Annotated in this window: 18 protein-coding genes; 6 read left to right on the top strand and 12 right to left on the bottom strand. The window is 66.4% G+C overall.

Annotated elements, in window-relative coordinates; genetic code table 11:
- Window positions 1-99 precede the first annotated feature (99 nt).
- Complete coding sequence (locus C0V74_RS00555; RefSeq protein ID WP_143250200.1) at window positions 100-1,377, top strand: glycosyltransferase family 39 protein; 1,278 nt, start codon at window positions 100-102, stop codon at window positions 1,375-1,377.
- On the opposite strand, the gene C0V74_RS00550 is transcribed toward C0V74_RS00555, so the two are convergent.
- The 4 genes from C0V74_RS00550 to C0V74_RS00535 are packed head-to-tail and all read right to left on the bottom strand — an operon-like array spanning window position 1,374 to window position 4,858.
- Window positions 1,374-2,462, bottom strand: coding sequence for a glycosyltransferase family 2 protein (locus C0V74_RS00550; protein WP_143250199.1), 1,089 nt, complete (start codon window positions 2,460-2,462; stop codon window positions 1,374-1,376). The two genes, C0V74_RS00555 and C0V74_RS00550, sit on opposite strands and share 4 nt — an antisense overlap.
- 3 nt (window positions 2,463-2,465) lie before the next feature.
- Window positions 2,466-3,524: a 3-isopropylmalate dehydrogenase gene (leuB, locus tag C0V74_RS00545; protein ID WP_143250198.1), complete on the bottom strand. Its 1,059-nt coding sequence runs from the start codon at window positions 3,522-3,524 to the stop codon at window positions 2,466-2,468.
- Window positions 3,521-4,123, bottom strand: coding sequence for a recombination protein O N-terminal domain-containing protein (locus C0V74_RS00540; protein WP_143250197.1), 603 nt, complete (start codon window positions 4,121-4,123; stop codon window positions 3,521-3,523). Before C0V74_RS00540 ends, leuB begins: the two co-directional genes overlap by 4 nt.
- Window positions 4,124-4,858, bottom strand: coding sequence for an arylesterase (locus C0V74_RS00535; protein WP_246844903.1), 735 nt, complete (start codon window positions 4,856-4,858; stop codon window positions 4,124-4,126). It abuts the gene before it with no gap.
- Between the two features lie 25 nt (window positions 4,859-4,883).
- Between C0V74_RS00535 and C0V74_RS00530 the strand changes: the two genes are divergently transcribed.
- On the top strand, window positions 4,884-5,573 hold the full coding sequence (locus tag C0V74_RS00530; RefSeq protein ID WP_143250196.1) for an ABC transporter ATP-binding protein: 690 nt from the start codon (window positions 4,884-4,886) through the stop codon (window positions 5,571-5,573).
- 22 nt (window positions 5,574-5,595) lie between these two features.
- Complete coding sequence (locus tag C0V74_RS00525) at window positions 5,596-8,106, top strand: FtsX-like permease family protein (RefSeq protein ID WP_143250195.1); 2,511 nt, start codon at window positions 5,596-5,598, stop codon at window positions 8,104-8,106.
- A gap of 23 nt (window positions 8,107-8,129) precedes the next feature.
- Here C0V74_RS00525 and C0V74_RS00520 read toward each other — a convergent pair whose 3' ends face one another.
- On the bottom strand, window positions 8,130-8,579 hold the full coding sequence (locus C0V74_RS00520; RefSeq protein WP_349236016.1) for a DUF805 domain-containing protein: 450 nt from the start codon (window positions 8,577-8,579) through the stop codon (window positions 8,130-8,132).
- Between the two features lie 135 nt (window positions 8,580-8,714).
- Window positions 8,715-11,321, bottom strand: coding sequence for a TonB-dependent receptor (locus C0V74_RS00515; RefSeq protein WP_143250193.1), 2,607 nt, complete (start codon window positions 11,319-11,321; stop codon window positions 8,715-8,717).
- Between the two features lie 268 nt (window positions 11,322-11,589).
- Here C0V74_RS00515 and typA point away from each other — a divergent pair, with 268 nt between their 5' ends.
- The gene (gene typA, locus C0V74_RS00510) at window positions 11,590-13,422 is read left to right on the top strand and encodes a translational GTPase TypA (protein ID WP_131623581.1); all 1,833 of its coding nucleotides are present in this window, start codon (window positions 11,590-11,592) and stop codon (window positions 13,420-13,422) included.
- A 114-nt stretch (window positions 13,423-13,536) separates the two neighbouring features.
- Here the strand turns inward: typA and C0V74_RS00505 are convergent, their stop codons facing one another.
- Complete coding sequence (locus C0V74_RS00505) at window positions 13,537-14,382, bottom strand: outer membrane beta-barrel protein (RefSeq protein WP_131623583.1); 846 nt, start codon at window positions 14,380-14,382, stop codon at window positions 13,537-13,539.
- 226 nt (window positions 14,383-14,608) lie between these two features.
- Here C0V74_RS00505 and putP point away from each other — a divergent pair, with 226 nt between their 5' ends.
- Entirely contained in the window at window positions 14,609-16,072 is a 1,464-nt protein-coding gene (putP, locus tag C0V74_RS00500; protein WP_143252103.1) for a sodium/proline symporter PutP, read from the top strand.
- Between the two features lie 36 nt (window positions 16,073-16,108).
- Window positions 16,109-16,774: an extensin family protein gene (locus C0V74_RS00495; RefSeq protein ID WP_143250192.1), complete on the top strand. Its 666-nt coding sequence runs from the start codon at window positions 16,109-16,111 to the stop codon at window positions 16,772-16,774.
- Here C0V74_RS00495 and C0V74_RS00490 read toward each other — a convergent pair.
- The 5 genes from C0V74_RS00490 to C0V74_RS00470 all read right to left on the bottom strand — a co-directional run bounded on the left by C0V74_RS00490 (window position 16,771) and on the right by C0V74_RS00470 (window position 21,598).
- Window positions 16,771-17,397, bottom strand: coding sequence for a LuxR C-terminal-related transcriptional regulator (locus C0V74_RS00490; protein ID WP_143250191.1), 627 nt, complete (start codon window positions 17,395-17,397; stop codon window positions 16,771-16,773). The genes C0V74_RS00495 and C0V74_RS00490 overlap by 4 nt on opposite strands.
- A 169-nt stretch (window positions 17,398-17,566) precedes the next feature.
- On the bottom strand, window positions 17,567-18,325 hold the full coding sequence (locus C0V74_RS00485; RefSeq protein WP_131623589.1) for a proteasome-type protease: 759 nt from the start codon (window positions 18,323-18,325) through the stop codon (window positions 17,567-17,569).
- Window positions 18,326-18,374: 49 nt separating this feature from the next.
- On the bottom strand, window positions 18,375-19,190 hold the full coding sequence (locus C0V74_RS00480) for a transglutaminase family protein (RefSeq protein WP_143250190.1): 816 nt from the start codon (window positions 19,188-19,190) through the stop codon (window positions 18,375-18,377).
- 17 nt (window positions 19,191-19,207) lie between these two features.
- Entirely contained in the window at window positions 19,208-20,152 is a 945-nt protein-coding gene (locus tag C0V74_RS00475) for an alpha-E domain-containing protein (RefSeq protein WP_131623597.1), read from the bottom strand.
- 18 nt (window positions 20,153-20,170) lie between these two features.
- Window positions 20,171-21,598 (bottom strand): circularly permuted type 2 ATP-grasp protein, encoded by a 1,428-nt coding sequence (locus tag C0V74_RS00470; protein ID WP_143250189.1) that lies wholly within the window; start codon window positions 21,596-21,598, stop codon window positions 20,171-20,173.
- Window positions 21,599-21,619: the final 21 nt, after the last annotated feature.

Genomic DNA, 21,619 nt, shown 5'->3' with positions numbered 1-21,619 from the left:
TACGTGTGGTTCCAAGCAGAAAATGCACCGAAACGGGTATCAGCGCCCTGCCCCGCCCTGACTTCCCCTGGCCTGCGGCCGAGGCTAGGGCGGGCCTCTATGCCCGTGTCTTCCCCGCACCGTCCGCGCGATCCGATTGCCTGGTGCGCCGCACTTTCGGTCGCCTTCCTGGCGCTCGTGTGCGTGCGCCTGGGCCTGCCGTCCAAGCCGTACTTCGACGAGATCCACTACCTCCCCGCAGCCCGCGCGCTGATCGCCGGAAGCGACTGGCTCAATCGCGAGCACCCGATGTTCGGCAAGGAACTGCTGGCTGCCGGGATCGCGCTGTTCGGCGATCATCCCTGGGCTTGGCGCCTTCCCAGCGCTCTTGCCGGAGCGCTGAGCCTGTTCGCCAGCATGCGCGCGCTGTGGTTCGCCTCGCTCAGCAGGTTCGCGACGCTGGCGTACGGCGTACTCCTGGCGACCGGGTTCATCCTGTTCGTGCACGCCCGCATCGCGATGCTCGACGGGTTCATGATCGCGCTGCTGGCGGTCGCCGTCTGGCAGTGCGCCGCCGCGGTGCGCGAGCCCGAGCATGGCCGCCGCAGCCTTGCCATCGCGGGCGTGGCGCTGGGCCTGGCGCTGGGCGCCAAATGGAATGCGATTCCGCTGGCGCCGCTACCCGGTATCGCGTTTCTGGCGGTCCGCCTGCACGCTTGCGGCTGGCGCGGAATTTTCGGGCGCCGCGGGGCGCCCGTGCCGGGCATCCGCTTGGCCGAGGCGGCGCTGTGGCTGGGACTGGTCCCGCTGGTCGTCTATGCCGCCACCTACCTTCCGGCCTACCTGATCGAGCCGGTCGAGGTCGGCAAGCTGGGCTTCATCGGCCTACACGAGATGATGCTGCGAATGCAGGAGAGCGTCGTCAAGCCGCATCCGTACCAGAGCATCTGGACCGACTGGATCATCAACCGCCGGGCGATCTGGTACTTCTACCAGCCTTCCGACGGGGCCCAGCGCGGGGTGCTGCTGATCGGCAATCCGCTGACGATGCTGCTGGGGCTGCCGGCGGTTATCTGGTGCGCCTGGGCCGGCGCTGCGCGAAAGCGCGCCGATGCCGCCGCCGTGGCCCTGATCTATGCCGCCAGTCTTGGCTTCTGGATCGTCGCGGCCAAGCCCATCCAGTTCTACTATCACTATTTCCTGCCCAGCATGGCGCTGCTTGCGGCGCTGGCGCTGGCGCTCGACGCGCTGCGTGTGCGCGGCTGGGGGTGGCTCGCCTGGATCGTGCTGGCAGGATCGGCAGCGATGTTCGCCTGGTTCTTCCCCATACTGGATGCCGCGCCGCTCGATGGACCGCGCGCGTTCGAACACTGGATGTGGCTGTCTAGCTGGCGCTAGTATTTGCCCCAGACGAAGCGGCTCGACAGCGCATAGTTCCATACTGAACCGATCACGATCCCCGCCAGGGCGGCAAGCACCCAGTGGAAACCCCGACCCTGCAACAGGGTCGCCGTGGCGACGTTGGCCAGCGCACCGACCGCGCACGTGAGGCAAAAGCCAAGCCAGCCCCGGGCGATCGCCACCGCCCCGCGCAGGCGCTGGTCGCGATAGGTGAGGAAGTTGTTGAGCCAGAAGTTGAAGCTCATCGCCGCGAAGGTCGCGATGACCGTCGCCAGCGCAAAGCCCTCGCCGCTGACCCGGTACAATAGCGTCAACACCGTCATGTGGACGGCCACGCCCAAGGCACCGACGGTTCCGAACAGCGCGAAACGCGAAGGCACAAAGCGCCCCAGCGAGCGGTCGTACAGCCCCACCAGAAATTCGAACGCCACCGCGTTGTCGAGCTTGCTCTCGCCAGCGCGCCGCTCGGCGAACTGCAAGGGAAACTCCTTGACCCGGAGCGGGGGATTGGAGGTGGCGAGCAGATCGAGCAGGATCTTGAAGCCAATGCCGGAAAGGCGCGGCGCCGCCGCCCGCACCGCGTCCGAACGGGTCAGGAAATAACCGCTCATCGGATCGGTCAGCTCGATGCCCGTGACCTTGCGTGCCAGCCGATTGGCCAGGCGCGAACCCTTTTCCCGCGTCGCACTCGACAGGCCGTCCGCATTGCCCCCGGCGACGAACCGGCTGGCGACCGCGATGTCGCAGGCATTTTCGCGCAGGGCTGCCAGCATCTGCGGCAAGAGCGCAGGATCGTGCTGGTGGTCGGCATCCATCACCGCGACGAATGGCGCCGCGGTCGCGCACATCCCTTCGATCGCTGCGCTGGCAAGGCCCCTCCGGCCGAACCGCTGGATGGCGCGCACGCGGTTATCCGACATGGCGAGCGCGCGCGCCGCGTCGGCGGTGCCGTCGGGGCTGTTGTCATCCACCACGATGACTTCCCACCCTGTCGGACCAAGCGCGTTTTCGATCCGCAACAGTAGCGGCGCAAGATTGTCCCGCTCGTTGAGCGTGGGGAGGATGATCGCGACTTCGAGCATGACCTAGAGCCGGCGGATGACCGCGTCGCCCACGTCCGCGGTGCCGGCACTGCCCCCAAGGTCGCGCGCGCGCACCCCATCGGCCAGCGTCCGCGCGACGGCTTTCTCCACCCGTTCGGCTTCTTCGGGCGCTCCCAGCGAATGGCGCAACATCATCGCGGCGGACAGGATCGTGGCGACCGGGTTAGCGATCCCCTGCCCTGCGATGTCCGGCGCGCTACCGTGAATCGGTTCATACAGCCCGAACGTGCCGTGCTCCGTTTCCCGTTCCCCGAGCGCGGCGCTTGCCAGCAACCCGATCGAGCCGACGCACATGCTCGCCTGGTCAGACAGGATGTCGCCGAACAGATTACCGGTGACGATCACGTCGAACCGGCCCGGATCGCGCACCAGCTGCATGGCGGCGTTGTCGACATACATGTGCTCGAGCGAGACGTCGGGATATTCAGCCGCGACCTCGATCACCACGTCGCGCCATAACTGGCTGGTCTCCAGCACATTCGCCTTGTCCACCGAACACAGCCGGCGCCGTCGCCCGTGCGCGGCACGGAACGCGACGTGAGCGATGCGGCGCACCTCATCCTCGGCATAGCTCATCAGGTCGCGGCCACGGCGGCGGCCGTCCGGCAGAACATCGATGGCCTTTTCGCCGAAGTAGACGTCCCCGTTAAGCTCGCGCACGATCAACAGATCGATGCGCGCGGCGATCTCCGGCCGCAGCGCGCTCATCGCTTCCAGCCCCGGAATCATCGCCGCGGGACGCAGGTTGGCGAACAGGCCAAGCTCGCTGCGGAGCCCCAGGATCGCCTGCTCCGGGCGCAAGTGTCGCTCCAGCGTGTCGCATCCTGGGTCGCCGACCGCGCCGAACAAGACGGCATCGGCCGCGCGCGCCACGCCCAGCGTTTCGGGGGGCAGCGGGTGGCCGTGACGCCGGTACGCCGCACCGCCGACATCGCCTTCCAGCAGCGTGAGGCCGGGCAGATCGAGCACTTCGAGCACGCGGACAGCTTCGTGCACCACTTCGGGACCCACCCCGTCGCCTGGCAGCAGCGCGACTTTCATGGCTTCAGCTTCTCCAGTCGCTCGCCCAGCATGGCGCGCGCGGCCATAGCATCGCCTTTCCGGTCGGCAAGCAGGTAGCGCTCCAGCGGAACCCCGAGCCGGGCAAACATTTGCAGCAGCGCCTCAAGATCGGCTTCGGCGGGGGGCGCCGTACCGCCATATCCCAGTTCGCGCAGGACCAGCGCCTCGAACGCGATCACGGCGCGCAACCATCCCCGTGCGGACGGCGCGTGACAGATCGCGTCAAGAGTGGCGCTTAACCCGCTGTAGATATTGGGATAAGCATTTCGTTCCGGCAGAACCGCGGCCGTCAGCGTGGTCACCCACGCGATTGCTCCTGCCGCCAGCGGCTCGCTGAGCCATGGGCCACGGCTCTCGACCAATTCCAGCCTGAGGAAGGGCATCTGGCTGTCGCTGCGACCGGACAATTCAGCCGCCACCCGGTTTCCGGGGATCAGCACGGGACGCAGATGGCGCCCGCGCGCGCCGGCCACGTATCCAGCCACCAGTCCATATTGCTCGCTCAACACCCGGACAATGGCCGCAGTCTCGCCGTGAGGCCGGGCGGCGACCACGATGGCGGCAAACGACAGATGCATTCAGTCCGTCGCGCCGGGTTCAGGCGGAATAGCTTGCGCGACTGCATCGCCAGTCGCCTTCACCAGCGCCGCCACGCCCTCCGCGGTGGGATGCACATGATCGGACTGGATCATCCGGGGATTGGTGAACACCTGCGCGGTGACGAAGGGCACCAGCGCCGCGCCGTGCTTGGCGGCCAGCGCGGGATAGATCGCATCGAACTGCTGCTGGAAGGCGGTGCCGTAGTTGGGTGGCGCCTGCAGGCTCATCAGGACCACCGGGATGTCCCGCCTGCCCAGCTCGGTCAGCATCGCATCGAGATTGGCGCGGGTCTGCTCGGGCGGAAGCCCGCGCAACAGATCGTTGCCGCCCAATTCCAGCAGAACGAGATCGGGCTTGGCGGGCTGGCTGTCGAGCGTAAAGGTTAGCCGCTGGCGGCCGGTGGCGGTGGTATCGCCTGAGACGCCGGCGTTGGCGATCCGCACGTTCCGCCCTTCCTGCCGCAACGCGCGCTCGAGCTGTGCCGGATAGCTCTGGTCGGGCGAGGCCAGGCCGTACCCGGCGAACAGCGAATCGCCGAAAGCGAGCACGTCGACCTGAGGGCCCGTGGCCTCAACGGCCGGCGGCGAAGCCTGGGGCGCGGGCTGCGGCGTGGGCGCCTCCGATCCACAGGCCGTGACTGCCAGAGCCACTGCAATAATCGACCAACCGCTGACCTGCATCGCCCACTCTCCCGCGGCGACGATTGCCGCCATCGACCAGCTATGCCATCGAGCGTGGGTGACAAGTGCTCATCCGGCAATTTGTGCCCGCAATCTTTCCCTCACCTACGGTTCCGCGTCGGCCCCGGTCGACGTGTTGCGCGGTATCGACCTCGATATCGGCGCGGGCGAGGTGGTCGCCCTGCTCGGGCCATCGGGCTCCGGCAAGTCAAGTCTGATGGCGGTGCTCACGGGGCTCGAGCGGGCGAGCGGCGGGACGCTCAGCGTGGCCGGGGCAGACTTCGCGCAGATGGACGAGGACGCCCTCGCCCGCGCGCGGCGGGGCCGCATCGGCATCGTCCTGCAAGCGTTTCACTTGCTGCCCACCATGACGGCGGAGGAGAACGTCGCCACCCCGATGGAGTTGGCCGGCATGGCCGATGCGCAGGAACGGGCGCGGGCGGAATTGTCCGCTGTGGGCCTGGGCCATCGGCTCGGCCACTATCCGACCCAGCTCTCCGGTGGGGAACAGCAGCGGGTCGCGATCGCACGGGCGACCGCGCCCCGGCCCCCGCTGATCTTCGCCGACGAACCGACCGGCAACCTGGATGCGGCGACTGGTCAGACGATCGTGGACCTCCTCCTCTCCCGCCGGGCCGAAACCGGCGCCACCCTGCTCGTGATCACCCACGACGTGGAGCTCGCGGCCCGCTGCCAGCGGGTGATCACGCTGGCCGATGGCCGGATCGCGAGCGACCTGCGACCGTGATGCGGGACCCAAGGTGCGTTCCATGACCTGGGCGATCGCCTGGCGCATTGCGCGGCGTGACCTCTCCGCGCGCTTCCACGGACTGCGCTTGCTGCTCGTGTGCCTGTTCCTCGGAACCGGCGCGCTCGCGGCGATCGGCACTTTGACAAGCACGATCGAACGCCAGCTGAGCGAGCGTGGCCGCGAATTCCTGGGCGCGGACGTGCAGGTCGCGTTGTGGCAGCGCGCGCCTACGCCGCCTGAACTCGCCGCGTTGCGCGCGCTCGGCACCGTGTCGCAAGGGCTGCGGATGCAGGCCATGGCGAGTTCCGCGGATGCCGCAGCGCCCGTCGAGTTGAAAGCGGTGGACGACCGCTGGCCGCTGTATGGCCGTGCGACGCTGCTGGATGGCCAGACGGTCGGTGCCCCGCCCGCCGGCGCCGCCTGGGTCGCTCCTGGCGCCGCAGACCGGCTGGGCGTGAAACCGGGGGACCTGCTGACAATCGGTTCGGCCCGGTTGCGGGTCGGCGGGCTACTCGACCAGGAACCGGATCGGCTGGGCGAAGGGTTCCAGCTTGGCCCGACGATAATCGTGCGCGCCGATGTGCCCGCGGCCGCCGGGCTCACCGCGCCGGGCGCAATGTACCGCTCCAAAACCAACGTCGCCTTCACGCAGCCGGGCGATCCGCAAGCGGTCGAAGCCGAGTTGAAGGCGCGCTTTCCCGCCGCCGGGTTCGAGATCCGCACACGCGACAGGGGCGCGCCCGGCGTGGACCGCTTCGTGGGCCGCATGGGGGAGTTCCTGACCCTGGTGGGGCTCGCCGCCTTGGTGATCGCGGGGATCGGCATCGGCGGGGGCGTGTCGTCATACCTCGACGCCCGGCGCCAGAACATCGCCACGCTGAAGGTGCTTGGCGCCACCAGCGGCGACATCGCCCGCATTTACGCCATGGAAATCGGCGCCGCCTCGCTGGTGGGCAGCATCGCGGGGATCGTTGCCGGGGTCGCGCTCACGCCGGTGATCGCACGCGCACTTGCCGGGCTGCTGCCGATTGGTACCGGCATCGTGTTCGCGCCCGCGGCGCTGTTCAGCGCACTGGCGTATGGCCTGCTCGTAGCGCTCGTCTTTGCCGCGCCGCCGCTGCTGCGCGCGCGGCGTTTCCCGGCCATGGCCCTGATGCGCGAGCGCGTATCTCCGTTGGGATGGGACCGGATCGCGATCGCGGTGGTCGCCGCCGGTTTGGCCGCGATTGCCGCTCTCGCGCTGGCGACCGCCCGGCAACCATTGATGACCGCGGGATTTCTGGGCGGGGCGGCGGCAGCGCTTATCCTGCTCGCGGCGCTTGGTTGGGGCATCCGGTTGGTCGCTGCCCGCCTGCCGCGCCCGCGCGATCCGCTGTGGCGCGCCGCGCTGGCCAACCTGCACCGCCCGGGCGCGGCGACCGGGACGCTGGTGACGGCCCTCGGCTTTGGCCTGTCGGCGTTCGTGCTGCTCGCCGCGGTCCAGACCAGCATCGACGGCACGATCGCCCAGCGCGTACCTGAGCGTGCGCCTGACTACTTCGTGCTCGACGTGCCAAAGGAGCAAGTGGGGGCATTCACCGGGCTGGTGGACCGCGTCGCGCCCGGCTCTGCGGTACAAACGGTGCCAGCGCTGCGCGGCGCGATCCTGGCCTACGGCCCCAAGGACGCCATGACCCGCGTCGCCAGCCTGGGAGAGAATTTGCCGGAGGACGCTTGGGCACTCCGCGGTGAGCGGGGGCTGACCTACGCGGATGAGGTGCCCCCCGGGAATACGCTCACGCAGGGTGAATGGTGGCCGGAGAACCATGCCGGCGAACCGCTGGTGTCGATCGACGAGGATCTGGCGCAGGCGATCGGCGTCGGGGTGGGCGACTTCCTGACCATCGGCATCCTGGGAACCGAGCGCAGTGCGCGGATCGCATCGCTGCGGCGGATCGACTGGCAGACCATGGGCTTCAACTATGTGCTGGTGTTCAGCCCCAACACGCTGCGCGACGCGCCCCACAACGTCGCCGCAACCATCGAGCTGCCCGATGACGGCGCAAAAGGGGCGCTGTTGCGCGACCTCGTGCGCGCGTTTCCGTCATCCAGCGTGATCGAGACAGGGCCGGTGCTGGTTCAGGCGCGCGAACTGCTAACTCAAGTGGGGCTAGCCACCCTCGCCGCCGCTTCGGTGGCGGTTCTGGCGGGCTTGGCCGTGCTGCTGGGAGCGATCGCCGCGGCGCGGGCGCAGCGCACTTACGATACCGTGATCCTGCGCGTACTCGGCGCCAGCAGGCGGCAGGTCTTGTTACTGGCTCTGGCAGAGTATGGCGCCCTCGCCGCGCTGCTTGCGCTGGTGTCCCTCGCGCTCGGGCTCCTCGCCGCGTGGGCGGTGGTGACCCAGTTGTTCGAGTTCGACTGGCTGCCCGCGTGGCCGGCGGTGTTCGGCGTGCTTGGCGCAGGCCTCGCGCTGGTTGTGTTGTTCGCGCTCGCCGGCGCCTTGCCGCTGCTCCGCGCGAAACCGGCACAGGCGCTGCGGGCGCTTTGAGCCCGCAGCGCCTGCCGCGCAGATCAAGCGAACGTTTCGGCTTCGCCCACGCCCTTGGGATCGGGCCCGAAGCGGTTCGGACCCGGGGTGCCCGGCAGCGCCATCAGCACCAGGAACGCGATCGAAACCAGAAATCCCACGACCGGGATCATCCCCCCGATGATCGCGCCAAGATACCACCACCCGCTCTTGTCGCGATCGTGCAACCGGCGCACGGTCACGGCGATGCTGGGGACCAACACGATCGCCGCGTACAGCAGCATCAGCAAACCCACTCCGCCAAACAGCGCACCGAAACCCGCGCCCAGTTCGCCACTGGCGCCCGGCGCCATCAAGCCGGCTGCCCCGCCCGCTCCGAAGATGACGAACATCAGCACCGTCACGACGATCACGTTGAGCAGCGCGAACATCCAGTATTCCATACGGCGCGAGCGGCCCGAGAATTCGGCGTAACGCTTAAACGGCAGTATCATCCAATCCATGGAAACTGTCCCCTCTGTTGTTTCCCTGTTGGGGAGGGGAACATAAGAGCTATCGGCGCGCAACAAAAAAGGGCCCCGCGAACGGGGCCCTTCCTTGCGTCAACGAAAACGCGCGCAGGCGCGTGATCAGAACTTGAACCGTGCCAGTGCGCCATAGGTGCGCGGCGTGTTCGGGTAGCCCGAAACGGTGCCCGCCTGGGCCACGCCGTCGAACACCGTCACGATGTAGCGATCGTCGAGCAGGTTGCGGGCAAATGCACCGATTTCCAGCCCGTTGTTGAGCGCCAGCGTCATCGACGCATTCACCAGGTTCACTTCGCGCCGGAAGCTGTTCGGACCGAACGTCGGCAGGCCGTTGTTGATCGCGGTGTTGCTTTCGTGGCTGAAATCGATCCGGCTGATCAGCCGGTTGCCGCTCGCGCCGAATTCATGCGCGTAAGTGGCCGAGGTAGAGAGGTTCCATTCGGGGATCCCGCCCGGACGCAGTCCCGACAGATCGCCCACCGGGCTATCCACGAAGCTGTCGTACACCGCATCGAGGTACGTTGCGGCGAACGTGAACACGAGCGGCCGGACAGGCGTGATAGTCGAGCTGAACTCGAAGCCCCGCACCGACTGCTGACCAGCGTTGTTCAGCTGGAAACCGGTGCCGGTGAACACGAAGCTCTGGAAGCCCTTGATGGTCTGGTCGAACAGCGCGAGGTTGAAGTCGAGCCCGGGGAACTGCGCCTTCAGGCCGATCTCATAGACCTCGGCATCCTCAGGTCCGGCAAACCGCGAACCGGTGGTGAGGTTCGCCACGCCCAGACCGGCGTCGGTGATCGGCGAAGACGGGGCGAGGAACGAGGAACGCCCCGGACCCGGGATGAAGTCCCCGAACAGCGGCCGCGAATCGCGTGACAGGTTGACCGAGCTGGCCTTGAAGCCCGTCGCATAGCTCGCGTAAACGTTGATCTGGTCAGACACGTTGTACGCCACCCGCAGCAGGTAGCTGAGGTCGCTGTCGTGGGTACGGCCGTCCTCGACCGCGTTCGGAATGGCCAGGAACGGCGGCTGGAACTGGAACGGCGCCAGACCCAGCAACGGATTGACGGCCGGATTCAGCGCCGCCGCGCGCAGGGCCGCTTGCGTTGCCGAAGGCAGCGCCAGGAACTGCGCCCGGCTCGTCACCGCGCCGCCAGTCGCACCGGTGATGAACGTGTCGACGAGGTTGAGATTGGACAGCTCGTCGAACGCCTGACCGCTAAGGGCGAAGTCCTTCTTGTCGTCGGTGTAGTTGAAGCCGCCCGTGAACACGAGCCCGTCGACCGGTTCGAAATCGACCGTGCCGAAGACCGAGACGGCCCGGTTGTCGAGCGAATAGCTTTCTGCCGTCAGCGGGCCGGCGGAGAAGAAGCTGTTCTGCGGCTGGCCCACCGCCGCTTCGATCTGGTTAAAGGTGAAGGCCGGGTTCTGCGTCGCCGCACGGCCCAGCAGAGTGAAGAACGAGCGCGAGGCCGCACCGGTGGTCAGCGCGCTGTCCTGGGTGACCTTTTCGTCGAAGTAGAAGCCGCCGAGCAGGAAGTTCAGCGGTCCGTCGAAGTCCGACGCGATGCGGAACTCCTGAGTGACCGTCTTGACCCGCTGATCGCGCATTTCGCTGACGATGTCGGCGCTCGTGAAATCGACGTCCTGGTCGACGAAGTTCTTGAGTTCGCGATAGGCGGTGATCGAGGTCAGCGAGATCGCGCCCAGATTGTAGTCGGCCTGTACCGACCCGCCGTAGTTGTCGACCTTGTTGATCGGCTCCTTGTTCAGGTAGGTGTCGTAGCTGAAGAAGTCAGTGCTCAACGCACCGCCGACCCCGAAGATCGCCGGAGCCGATGGGCCCGCGACCAGCGTGCTGACGACACAGCACACTTCGTCGATCTGCGAGTAATCGGCCATCGCGCGGATCTTGAGGTCGGAATTCGGCTCGATCAGCAACTGGCCGCGCGCAGTCCAGCGGTTGCGGTCGGAAATGTCCTTGTCGAGGTTGACGATCCGCCCATAGCCGTCGCGGCGATTGTAGCTGGCGTCGAGCGAGAACGCGATCGTCTCGGTGATCGGCCCGGTAACGTCACCCTTCAGGGTCATGGCATCATAGTTGCCGTAAGTCGCCTCGATCGAACCGCCGAACTCGAACTGCGGTTCGCGAGTGATGACCGAGATGACGCCGGCCGAGGCGTTCTTGCCGAACAGGGTCGACTGCGGGCCGTTCAGCACTTCGATGCGCTGGACATTGGACAGGTCGTTGAGCGACGAGGCCGAGCGCGAGCGGAACACGCCATCGATGAACACGCCAACCGACGGCTCGATGCCGAAGTTGTTGTCACCATTGCCGAAGCCGCGGATGATGAACGTCGAAGACGACGAGTTCTGCAGCTGGCTGACCCGCAGCGACGGATTGACCGTCTGCAGGTCGAGCACGTCACGGATCTGCGCGCGCTCAAGCGTCTCGCCCGTCGTGACGGTGACCGAGATCGGCGTTTCCTGCAGCGTCTGCTCGCGCTTCGAAGCGGTCACGACGATGACGTTGCCGGAGCTGGTGTCCTCAGCCACCGGGTAGTTGTCGCCGTCGGCGTCGACTTGCTCCTGAACGTCCTGCGCGGTCGTATCCTGCGCATGGGCGACGCCCGGCGCGACGAGCACGGCAGCACCGGCGAGCAGGGTAAAGCGGGCCCGGCCGGCAAATCCGGAAGCAGTCTTGATCATGTTACGAAAGGTCCTCGTCCGATGTGGGCGACGCTTATCACGCGCGAACCATTCGCGCGGTGCGGCGACCCTTAGCTGACAGGGGAGTCAATAGCCGGCAGATTGCACCGCGCAAGCACGCTCGTCGGACAAGATAGGTTGCTCGTCCGAACTGTGGCGCGCGCGACACACGCACGCACACGCGGTTGTCTTCCGCCGCCCGCTCGGCTAGGGGCGCGCCACTTTGCGGGGAGCCGTTCCCCTGCCCTACGACCAAGAGACATCGAAAATGAACCTTCGCAACGTGGCGATCATCGCCCACGTCGATCATGGCAAGACCACGCTCGTCGACCAGCTGTTCCGCCAGTCCGGCACCTTCCGCGATAACCAGCGCGTTGAAGAGCGGGCGATGGACTCCAACGACCTCGAGAAGGAACGCGGGATCACGATCCTGGCGAAGCCGACCTCGGTCGAATGGGCGCCGGAAGGCTCCGACGAGCATATCCGCATCAACATCGTCGATACGCCGGGCCACGCCGATTTCGGGGCCGAGGTCGAGCGGATCCTGTCGATGGTCGACGGGGTGATCCTGCTGGTCGACAGCTCCGAAGGCGCGATGCCGCAGACCAAGTTCGTCACCGGCAAGGCGCTGGCGCTGGGCCTGCGTCCGATCGTGGTGGTGAACAAGGTGGATCGCCCCGACCAGCGCATCCAGGAAGTGCTCGACGAGGTGTTCGATCTGTTCGTCAGCCTCGACGCCTCTGACGAGCAGCTCGATTTTCCCGTGCTCTACGCTTCGGGCCGCAACGGTTATGCCAGCGAGGATCCCGATCGGCGCGAGGGCAACCTGACGCCGCTGTTCGAAAAGATCGTCAGCCACGTCCCCGCCCCGCAGGCAGACTTCGACGGACCGTTCAAGTTCCTGGTGACCTTGCTGGACCGCGACAACTTCCTCGGGCGCATCCTGACCGGCAAGGTTCAATCCGGCACGGTCAAGATCAACTCGCCGATCCACGCGCTCGACAGCAGCGGCAAGGTGATCGAGACGGGCCGTGCCAGCAAGCTGCTGGCTTATCGCGGACTCGACCGCGTGCCGGTCGACGAGGCGCGTGCCGGCGACATCATCTCGATCGCGGGCCTGGCTGTGGCGACCGTGTCCAACACCATCGCCGATCCTTCGGTCAGCGAGCCGCTTCACGCACAACCGATCGACCCGCCCACCCTGTCGATGCGCTTCGCCGTCAACGACAGCCCCTTCGCCGGGCGTGAGGGAACCAAGGTCACCAGCCGCATGATCCGTGACCGGCTGGAGCGCGAAGCGGAAAGCAACGTCGCCATCCGCGTCACCGAAAGCGCCGACAAGGACGCGTTCGAGGTCGCCGGCCGCGGCGAGCTTCAGCTGGGCGTGGTGATCGAGACGATGCGCCGCGAAGGCTTCGAACTCGGCATCAGCCGCCCGCGCGTGCTGTACCGCGAAGACGAGAACGGCAACCGGACCGAGCCGTACGAAACGGTCGTGATCGACGTCGATGACGAGCATTCGGGCACGGTCGTCGAGAAGATGGCCATCCGCAAGGGCGAGATGATCGACATGCGCCCGAGCGGCGGCGGCAAGACCCGCATCACCTTCTCCGCTCCGAGCCGCGGACTGATCGGCTATCACGGCGAATTCCTGTCCGACACGCGCGGCACCGGGATCATGAACCGCCTGTTCGAGAAGTACGGCCCCCACAAGGGCCAGATCGAAGGGCGCCCGGTCGGCGTGCTGATCTCCAACGGAACCGGCGAGGCGGTCGGCTACGCGCTCAACATGCTCGAGGAACGCGGGCAGCTGTTCGTGCGGCCGCAGGAAAAGATCTACGAAGGGATGATCATCGGCGAGAACGCCAAGCCGGAAGACCTTGAGGTCAACCCGATGAAGTCCAAGCAGCTGACCAACTTCCGCTCGACGGGCAAGGACGATGCAATCCGCCTCACTCCGCCGCGCGTGATGACGCTGGAACAGGCGATCGCCTACATCGACGACGACGAGATGGTCGAGGTGACGCCCAAGAGCATCCGGCTGCGGAAGGCTTTCCTGGACCCGCACGAGCGGAAGAAGGCCCGCCGCTCGGGCAGCTAGGCCGCCGCCTGCGTCGCTTGAACGAAGCGCGCCGGGGCCTCTATACGCAGACTACCAAACGCAAAAGGGGCGCCCGTGAGGGCGCCCCTGCTGCATTCGGATGGTTGCCGCCGCTTAGAAGTGGAAGCTCACGGTGCCGCGGAACGACTGCAGGTCGAGGTCCGTCCGTGAAGGGCGCAGGTTGGTTCCGGTGGAATTGACCAGCAGGAACGGGTTGGTTGCGCCTGCCGTGCCCTTGCCAACGGCGACGTATGCCTTGTCGTCATCGTAGCGCGAGTAGAGGTACTCCAGCCCGATCCCGATGCTGGGCGTGATCATCAGTTCCGCGCCGGCACCGGCCTGCACGCCAAAGCGCATGTCGTCGTCGTTGACCACGGTGAACGAGTTGGCCGTGTTGGTCGTGACGAAGTCATGATTGATGCGGGCATAGGCCACGCCGCCGGTGATGTAGAACAGTCCCCGGCCGTCACCCGGCGAGATACCCGCCCGGCTGCGCAGTGCGATGGAGTAATCGAGCTCGCGCGAGAAAGTATAGCTGGCGGGTGTGGTGCTGAACCCGCTGGAGTAATCCACCGCGTTCGAACCGCTCGCCTCGACCAGAAGCCCGGCGACCAGCGGACTGTCAGGCTGCCGGAAATCGAAGCCGGCCCGGACGGCATAGCCGATCTCGTCATCGTCGCTGGAGCAGCCGGCCGCCGCGGTCGAACCCACGGCAGTGCCGCTGCAGAAACCGGGTCCGAAAGCATTCGCGCCCGCCGCGGTGCGGACGACATCGCCATACGTGCCATCAAGGTCAGTGTCGAACCGCAGACGCCGCGAATCGCTGGCTTGTGTATCCAGTCCACCCGCGACCGAAACGTACGGTCCATTGAAGTAAGGCCCGGCATCCTGCGCCAGCGCGGGTTGGGCGAACGCCACGGCAACGGCGAGCGCCGAGGTTGAAGCTAATGTGCGGAACATGGTGTATCCTTTGGCATGTATGGGGGCGCGACCGCCAATACGTGGCCGACGTATCAGCGCGAAAACCGCTGTTAGGCGCAGGCGTTCCAGCGCCCGCAGCGATTGCGCCACAGTGTGGAGGTGCAGCAACACTCCGCGCGCTCGCGCTCTGCAGCATTATGCCAACGTGCCAGCGGTCTCGTGCCCGGCGTAGCCATCGGAACCCGTGGCTGTTAGCACCCTGATCATGCAGACCGGCGTCCTCATCTCCCTGGTGGTTTACTTCATCCTGATGCTCGCGATCGGCGTGTACGCCTGGCGCAAGACAAGTGGTGACAGCGAGGGGTACCTGCTGGCCGGGCGCAACCTGTCACCTTCGGTCACCGCGCTGTCCGCAGGCGCATCGGACATGTCAGGCTGGCTGCTTCTAGGACTGCCCGGCGCGCTCTACGCGAGCGGACTGGTGGAAGCGTGGATCGCCGCGGGCTTGTTCGTCGGCGCGCTGGTCAACTGGATCGTGGTTGCCCCGCGTCTGCGCCGGCAGACCGAGGAACTGGGTGATGCGCTGACCATCCCCGAATTCCTCGGCAACCGCTTTCCCGACAAGGCGGTGGCGCTGCGGCTGACCAGCGCCATCATCGTGGTGCTGTTCTTCACGGTCTATACCGCTGCCGGCATGGTCGGGGGCGGCAAGCTGTTCGCCACTGCATTCGGCGGCGATTACATGACGGGGGTCTGGATCACTACCGTAGTCGTCCTGGCCTATACGATGATCGGAGGATTCCTCGCGGTCAGCCTGACCGACTTCGTGCAGGGCTGCATCATGTTCCTGGCGCTGGTGCTGATGCCGCTGGTGATCATGTTCGGCCCCGGCGGAAGCGCCGGCGGATCGATCGCCGCGGTGCCGCAGGAAGGCTTTCGCAGCCTGACGCACGGTCTCACCGCGGTCGGCTGGCTTTCGGCGGTGACCTGGGGACTGGGCTACTTTGGCCAGCCGCACATCATCGTGCGCTTCATGGCGATCCGCTCGGTCAACGAGGTGCCGACCGCCCGCAATATCGGCATGGTGTGGATGGGCGTGTGCCTGCTGGGGGCGATCGGCATCGGGCTTGCCGGCCGCGCCTATGTGAACCGCAACGGATTGGTGCTGGACGATCCCGAGACGATCTTCATTCTGCTCGCGAACCTGTTGTTCCATCCGCTTGTGACCGGGTTCCTTTATGCCGCGCTGCTGGCCGCAATCATGAGCACGATCAGCTCGCAGCTGCTGGTCTCGTCGAGTTCGCTGACCGAGGATTTCTACCGCCTGTTCCTGCGCAAGCAGGCGAGCGAGCGGGAAGCGGTCACGGTGGGCCGGCTCAGCGTTCTGGTGGTTGCCCTGATGGGGATCGCGATCGCCGCCGATCCGGATAGCCAGGTGCTGGGCCTGGTGGCGCATGCCTGGGCCGGCTTTGGCGCGGCTTTTGGGCCGATGATCGTATTGGCGCTGACCTGGCGGCGGATGACCGGCGCCGGGGCGGTGGCCGGACTCGTCACGGGCGCCGTGGTGGTCATCGCGTGGATCGCGCTCGGGTGGGATCAGGCGTTCTTCGGCGGGCCGGGAGTGTATGAGATCCTCCCTGGCTTCGTCGCGTCGTGGCTGGCGATCGTCGTGGTCAGCCGCGCCGGCCGCCCGGCACCTTCGGTCGAGGCCGCGCCGACAATCCATTAGGGCGCCATTAACCATCTTGGGGTGAGTTTGCCGCTCATGACGCGCCTCGCCGTTCTCATTCTTGCCTTCGCACTGTCCGGCTGCGGCAGCCTGGTGCCCGAAGGCCGCGCGCCCGCCAGGCCCCAGGCTCAGGCGCCCCGCCCTGTCGCTGTGAGCGGCGAGCAGCGCCAATGCCTCGCCGATCTGGGAGCCAGGGGTGCGAACGTCTCGCCCGTGGCTGATCGATACTATGGCGCGGGCTGTTCTACCCTGAGCACTGTCAATCTGAGCGCCGTCCACGGCGACGTCGGCGAGTTTCGGCTGACCAATCTGGGTCCGGTCAGTTGCCGCTTGGCGGAGACCACCGCCGCCTGGGCGCGCTTTGGAGTGGACCGGGCGGCGCGCCAGGTTCTCGGCAGCCCCCTCGCCCGGATCGAAACCTTGGGCAGCTATTCCTGCCGCGATGTCGCCGGCAGCGGGCGGCGATCGGCGCACGCGACCGCCAACGCGATCGACATTTCGGCATTCGTGCTGGCCGACGGTCGCCGGATCAGCGTGCTGGGCGACTGGAGCGGCGGCGATGCGGCGACGCAGCGGTTCCTCCGGCTCGTCCACCTGAGCGCCTGCAAGCGCTTCGGCACCGTGCTCGGCCCGGATTACAACGCGGCACACAAGGACCACTTCCATGTCGAGAGCGGTCGCCAGGGCGGGTTCTGCCGCTAACTGGCGCGTTGCCGATCTTCGCTGAGCCGCGCTTCGATCTGCAAGCGCACCGCATCAGCCGGATGCGCGGCGCCCAGCTTGTGCATCATGTTGGCGCGGTGGATTTCGACCGTACGGGGGCTGATCGCCAGTTCGCGCGCGATCGTCTTGTTGCTGCTCCCCCGGGTCAACCAGTCCAGCACCTCGCGCTCCCGCGCCGACAGGCTGCCGATCCGGCTGCGCGCTTCGACCATCCGGCGGCGGGCCTCGGCATGCGCGTGGGCTTCATCGCCGATGGTGGCCAGCATCGCATCAAGACGGGCGGGCAGGAGGGGCAGCGGTAGATAGTCGAGCGCGCCCGCCTTGATCGCGGCGACGATCCGGTCGGTCGTGGGGTGCTCGCCCATCACCACGGCCGGCAGCCACAACCCGCGTCCCGCCAGCAGGTCGAGCCGTTCACGGACCGTGCTGGCGTCGGTATCGTCCCGCAGGGCAATGATGCCGCGCTGCGGGGGATGGTCCGCCAGTTCCGCCAGGTCGGCATAGACTTCCGCGTGATGGCCGGCGGCGAATGTGACGCGGGCGAGATCGGCGCGCAGCCGCGTATCGGGTTCGACGAAGTGGATGATGTGCCGTTCGTTCATGGCACGTCAGGTGCCGTGAATAACCGCGCCGGCCTATCGCAGGTTCTTCGACATTGGAGAGGAACTAGGTGCTTCCGGCTAGGGATAAGTCCTGATGGCCTCAGCCAGCGCTCTCAACGCTTTACCTCCATTTCGGGACTTTTTCCTTCATGAACCCGGCTCGATATCGTCAACCGCCTGCCTGGTCCGGCGTGAAGAAGCTGTAATCGGGCAATCCGGTGAATGCGTCTTTCAAGGCTTCCCCCCACCCGTTCGCGATCGCGTGATAGTATGGATCGTCATGCGTGATCCGCCGCTCGTGCGTGGCGGCAAAGGCATCCCTTTCGATCACCATCAGGTCGAGCGGCAATCCGACCGAAAGGTTCGCCTTAAGCGTGGAATCGAAGCTCACCAACAGCAGCTTGACCGCATCCTCGAAGCTCATCTCGCGGTCATACGCACGGATCAGGATCGGGCGGCCGTATTTGGTCTCCCCAATCTGAAAGAACGGCGTGTCCCAGCTCGCTTCGATGAAATTGCCTTCCGGGTAGATCAGGAACAGGCGCGGCTCCATCCCCTTGATCTGGCCCGCCACGATGATCGAGCCGGTGAAGCGGCCCTGTCCTGCCACGCCGTTCGCCCCCTGCCGCTCCTCGATCGTCTTGCGCAGAAGCCGGCCGATCTCGGTCGCGACCTGGAACATCGTCTTGGCCTCGAAGACGGTGTTGTGCCGTTCGCCCGGCTGCTTGTCGCGCTCTTCCAGCTGGCTGATCACAGCCTGGGTCGTGGCCAGGTTCCCCGCGGTCATCACCGTGATGATCCGTTCGCCGGCGACCTGCCAGCTGATCATCTTGCGAAACACCGAGATGTTGTCGACACCCGAATTGGTGCGGGTGTCGCTCATCATCACCAGCCCCTTGTCGAGCACCATTCCCACGCAATACGTCATCTAGCTCCCCAATCAGCCGCCCGCCGGGCCCGCTTTTCCCGTCGGCGCCTCACTGCTGCTGTTGCTGCTGTTCAACCGCCACGACCACGTTGAGGTCCTCTGTCGCGGCGCCATAGCTGATGCCGGTGATCGGCGCCGCATCGCGATAGTCGCGCCCCGTGGCGACGCGCACGTAACGGGTATCCGGGCTGATGCCGTTAGAGACATCGAAGCCCACCCAGCCCAGGCCGTCGACGTGCGCCTCCGCCCAGGCATGGGTCGCCTCCTGGTCGATGCGGTCATTCATCATCAAATAGCCTGAGACATAGCGCGCCGGAATCCCGGTCATCCGAGCGGCGGCGATGAAGATATGGCTGTGATCCTGGCAGACGCCGGTCGCGGCCTCCAGCGCCTGCTCGGCCGTCGTTCGGACGCCGGTGGTGCCGGTCGCATAGACCACTTGCCGGCGGATCTCGTCCGACAGCGCGTGGAGAAAATCGAGCCGGCTGCGATCTGGAGCCTCGAGCCCACGCACAAGGTAGCGCAGGCGCGGCCCCGCCCGGGTCAGATCGGTCTGACCGACAAAGCTCCACAACGGCAGGTGCCCGGCATGGCGTCCGATGATCCCGGCCTTATCGTTCGTTTCCACGACACCGTGGCAAGTGATCACCACCTCCGTTGCACCGGGTTCCAGCGCGACCAGCGTCACATGGTTGTGATGCTGATCCTCGTACTCCAGTTCCTGCGCCGCGTTGGTGAAATCCATCTGCCAGTCGTGGATCGTCTGGCCCTGGGTTGCCTTCGGGGTCAGGCGGAGCCGTTGGAGCGCGTGCGAAACCGGCTGGTCGAACCGATACCGCGTCGTGTGGCTGATCGAGAGGCGCATCAGGCTGTATTCCCTCCCTAGGCCAGGAACCGGTAATCTTCAGCGATGGTCCGGGCAATTGCGGCATTGCACCGTTCGAATTCACCCAGGAATTCGTGCAGGCCGGTCTCGAACACTTCGCCGATCCGCAGCCTCGCCAGCTCTCCCGCCGAGCGTTCGATCAGGACGTTGCTCTGCCCCTCCCCGCCGTGAATCCGCGCCAGAGACGCGAGGTTCTCACGCAGTTGGGAGTGGCTGTAGGCCAAGCTGCGCGGAAACCGTTCGTCGAGCACCAGAAACTGCACGATGCCGCGCGGATCGGTCTGCCCCGCGTTAAGCCAGCGATAGGCCCGGTCCCCCGCGACCGAGCGCAGGATCTGATCCCACTGCCCACTGTCCACCGTGGTGCCGACGTAGCTGAGTGACGGCAGCAGCAGGTAATATTTCATGTCGAGGATGCGCGCGGTGTTATCCGCCCGTTCCACCAGCGTGCCTGCGCGCGCGAAGTCGTAGCCCGCATCGCGCAGCATCGAATTGGCCATCGCACCATGCGCCAGGGTCCCGGTCCGGCGGACCATGGAGATGATCTCGCCCACGTTCCCCTGGGTGACCGGCCGCGACAGCTTGTCGTCCAGCGCCATCCAGCTTTCGTTGACCACGCCCCACAGTTCCCCGCTGATGGCATTGCGGACACCGCGCGCGTTGGTGCGCACTTCACGCATCATTGCCAGCACGCTGCCTGCATTGTCCTTGTCGCGCAGGATGTAATTCCACACCTGAATGCCCGTGTAGGTGCCGTGCTTCTTGCCATAGGCACTGCTGTGGCCCGCGGCGTGGATGACCGAGCGCCATTCCTCCTCTGCCGAGATCAGGTCGCGCGTCAGGGCCATGCGCAGGCCCGCATCCAGCAGGCGGGCGGTGTTCTCCGCCCGCTCGAGATAGCGGAACATCCAGAACAGCCGGTGCGCGGTACGGCCTAGCATGGGACGGAGGCTCGCATATCAGTCCTTCAGCACCCAGGTGTCCTTCGTTCCTCCGCCCTGCGAGGAATTGACGACGAGGCTGCCCGGCTTCAGCGCCACGCGGGTGAGCCCGCCCGGCGTGATGTCGATCGTGTTGGGCGAGACCAGCACATACGGCCTGAGGTCGACGTGGCGCGGTGCCAGTCCCTTGCGAGTGAACACCGGGCAGGTGGACAGCGCCAGCGTTGGCTGCGCGATGTAGTTCTCCGGTCGCGCGATCAGCTTGCGCCGGAAGGCCGCGAGTTCGCGCCGGCTCGCCGCCGGGCCCACCAGCATGCCGTAGCCGCCGGACCCGTGAACTTCCTTCACCACGAGTTCGGCGAGGTTATCGAGCACATATTTCAAGCTGTCCGGATCGGCGCAGCGGAAAGTCTCGACATTGGGCAACAGCGGCTTCTCGCCGGTGTAGAACTCGACGATCTCCTGCATGAACGAATACACCGCCTTGTCGTCCGCCACCCCGGTGCCCGGCGCGTTGGCGATGGTGATCCCCCCGGCGCGATAGACGTCCATGATGCCCGGCACGCCCAGCACGCTGTCGGGATTGAAGGTCAGCGCGTCGAGATATTCGTCGTCGACCCGGCGATAGAGCACGTCGATCGGCTGGTATCCGCCGGTCGTGCGCATCGCGACCCGGCCGCCCACCACGCGCAGGTCGCTGCCTTCCACCAGTTCGGCGCCCATCTGATCGGCGAGGAACGCGTGCTCGTAGTAAGCCGAATTGTAGATTCCCGGTGTCAGCACCGCGACCACCGGCTTGCCCGAGGTGGCCGGCGGCGCGCACGCCGCGAGGCTGCGGGCGAGCCGCGTGGGATAGTCGCTGACCGTTTCCACCCCGACGCGGGTGAAAAGGTCAGGGAACATCGCCATCATCGTTTCGCGGTTCTCCAGCATGTACGACACGCCGCTGGGGGTCCGGGCGTTGTCTTCCAGCACGAAGAAGTCGTCCGGCCCGGTGCGCACCAGGTCGATCCCCACGATGTGGGTGTACACCCCGCCCGGAGGGGTGAACCCGACCATGTTGGGCAGCCATGCCGCGTTGTCGCGGAACAGCCGCTCCGGGACGCGCCCGGCCCGGATGATCTCCTGCCGGTGATAGAGATCGTGGATGAAGGCATTGAGCGCGCGGACGCGTTGCTCGATGCCGCGGCTCAGCCGGCGCCATTCGCTCGCGGATACGATGCGCGGTACCATGTCGAACGGGATCAGGCGCTCTTCCGCCGCATCCTCGCCATAGACATTGAACGTGATCCCGGTGCGGCGGAACACGCCTTCAGCTTCGAGGTGCTTGCGCTTCAGCCAGCCGGGATTCTGCTCGTCGAGCCACCGGCCATATGCGGCATACGCCGGTCGCACCTCTCCCGTGGGTTCGCGCATCTCGTCGAAAGGTGCGTCCGCGCCGTTCATCTGCCTCCGGGTGACTTGTTG

It is taken from the genome of Altererythrobacter sp. TH136, assembly GCF_007065885.1.
GTDB lineage: Bacteria > Pseudomonadota > Alphaproteobacteria > Sphingomonadales > Sphingomonadaceae > Tsuneonella.
The sequence above is the reverse complement of the archived record's forward strand: the minus strand, read 5'-3'. Positions and strand labels throughout refer to the sequence as shown.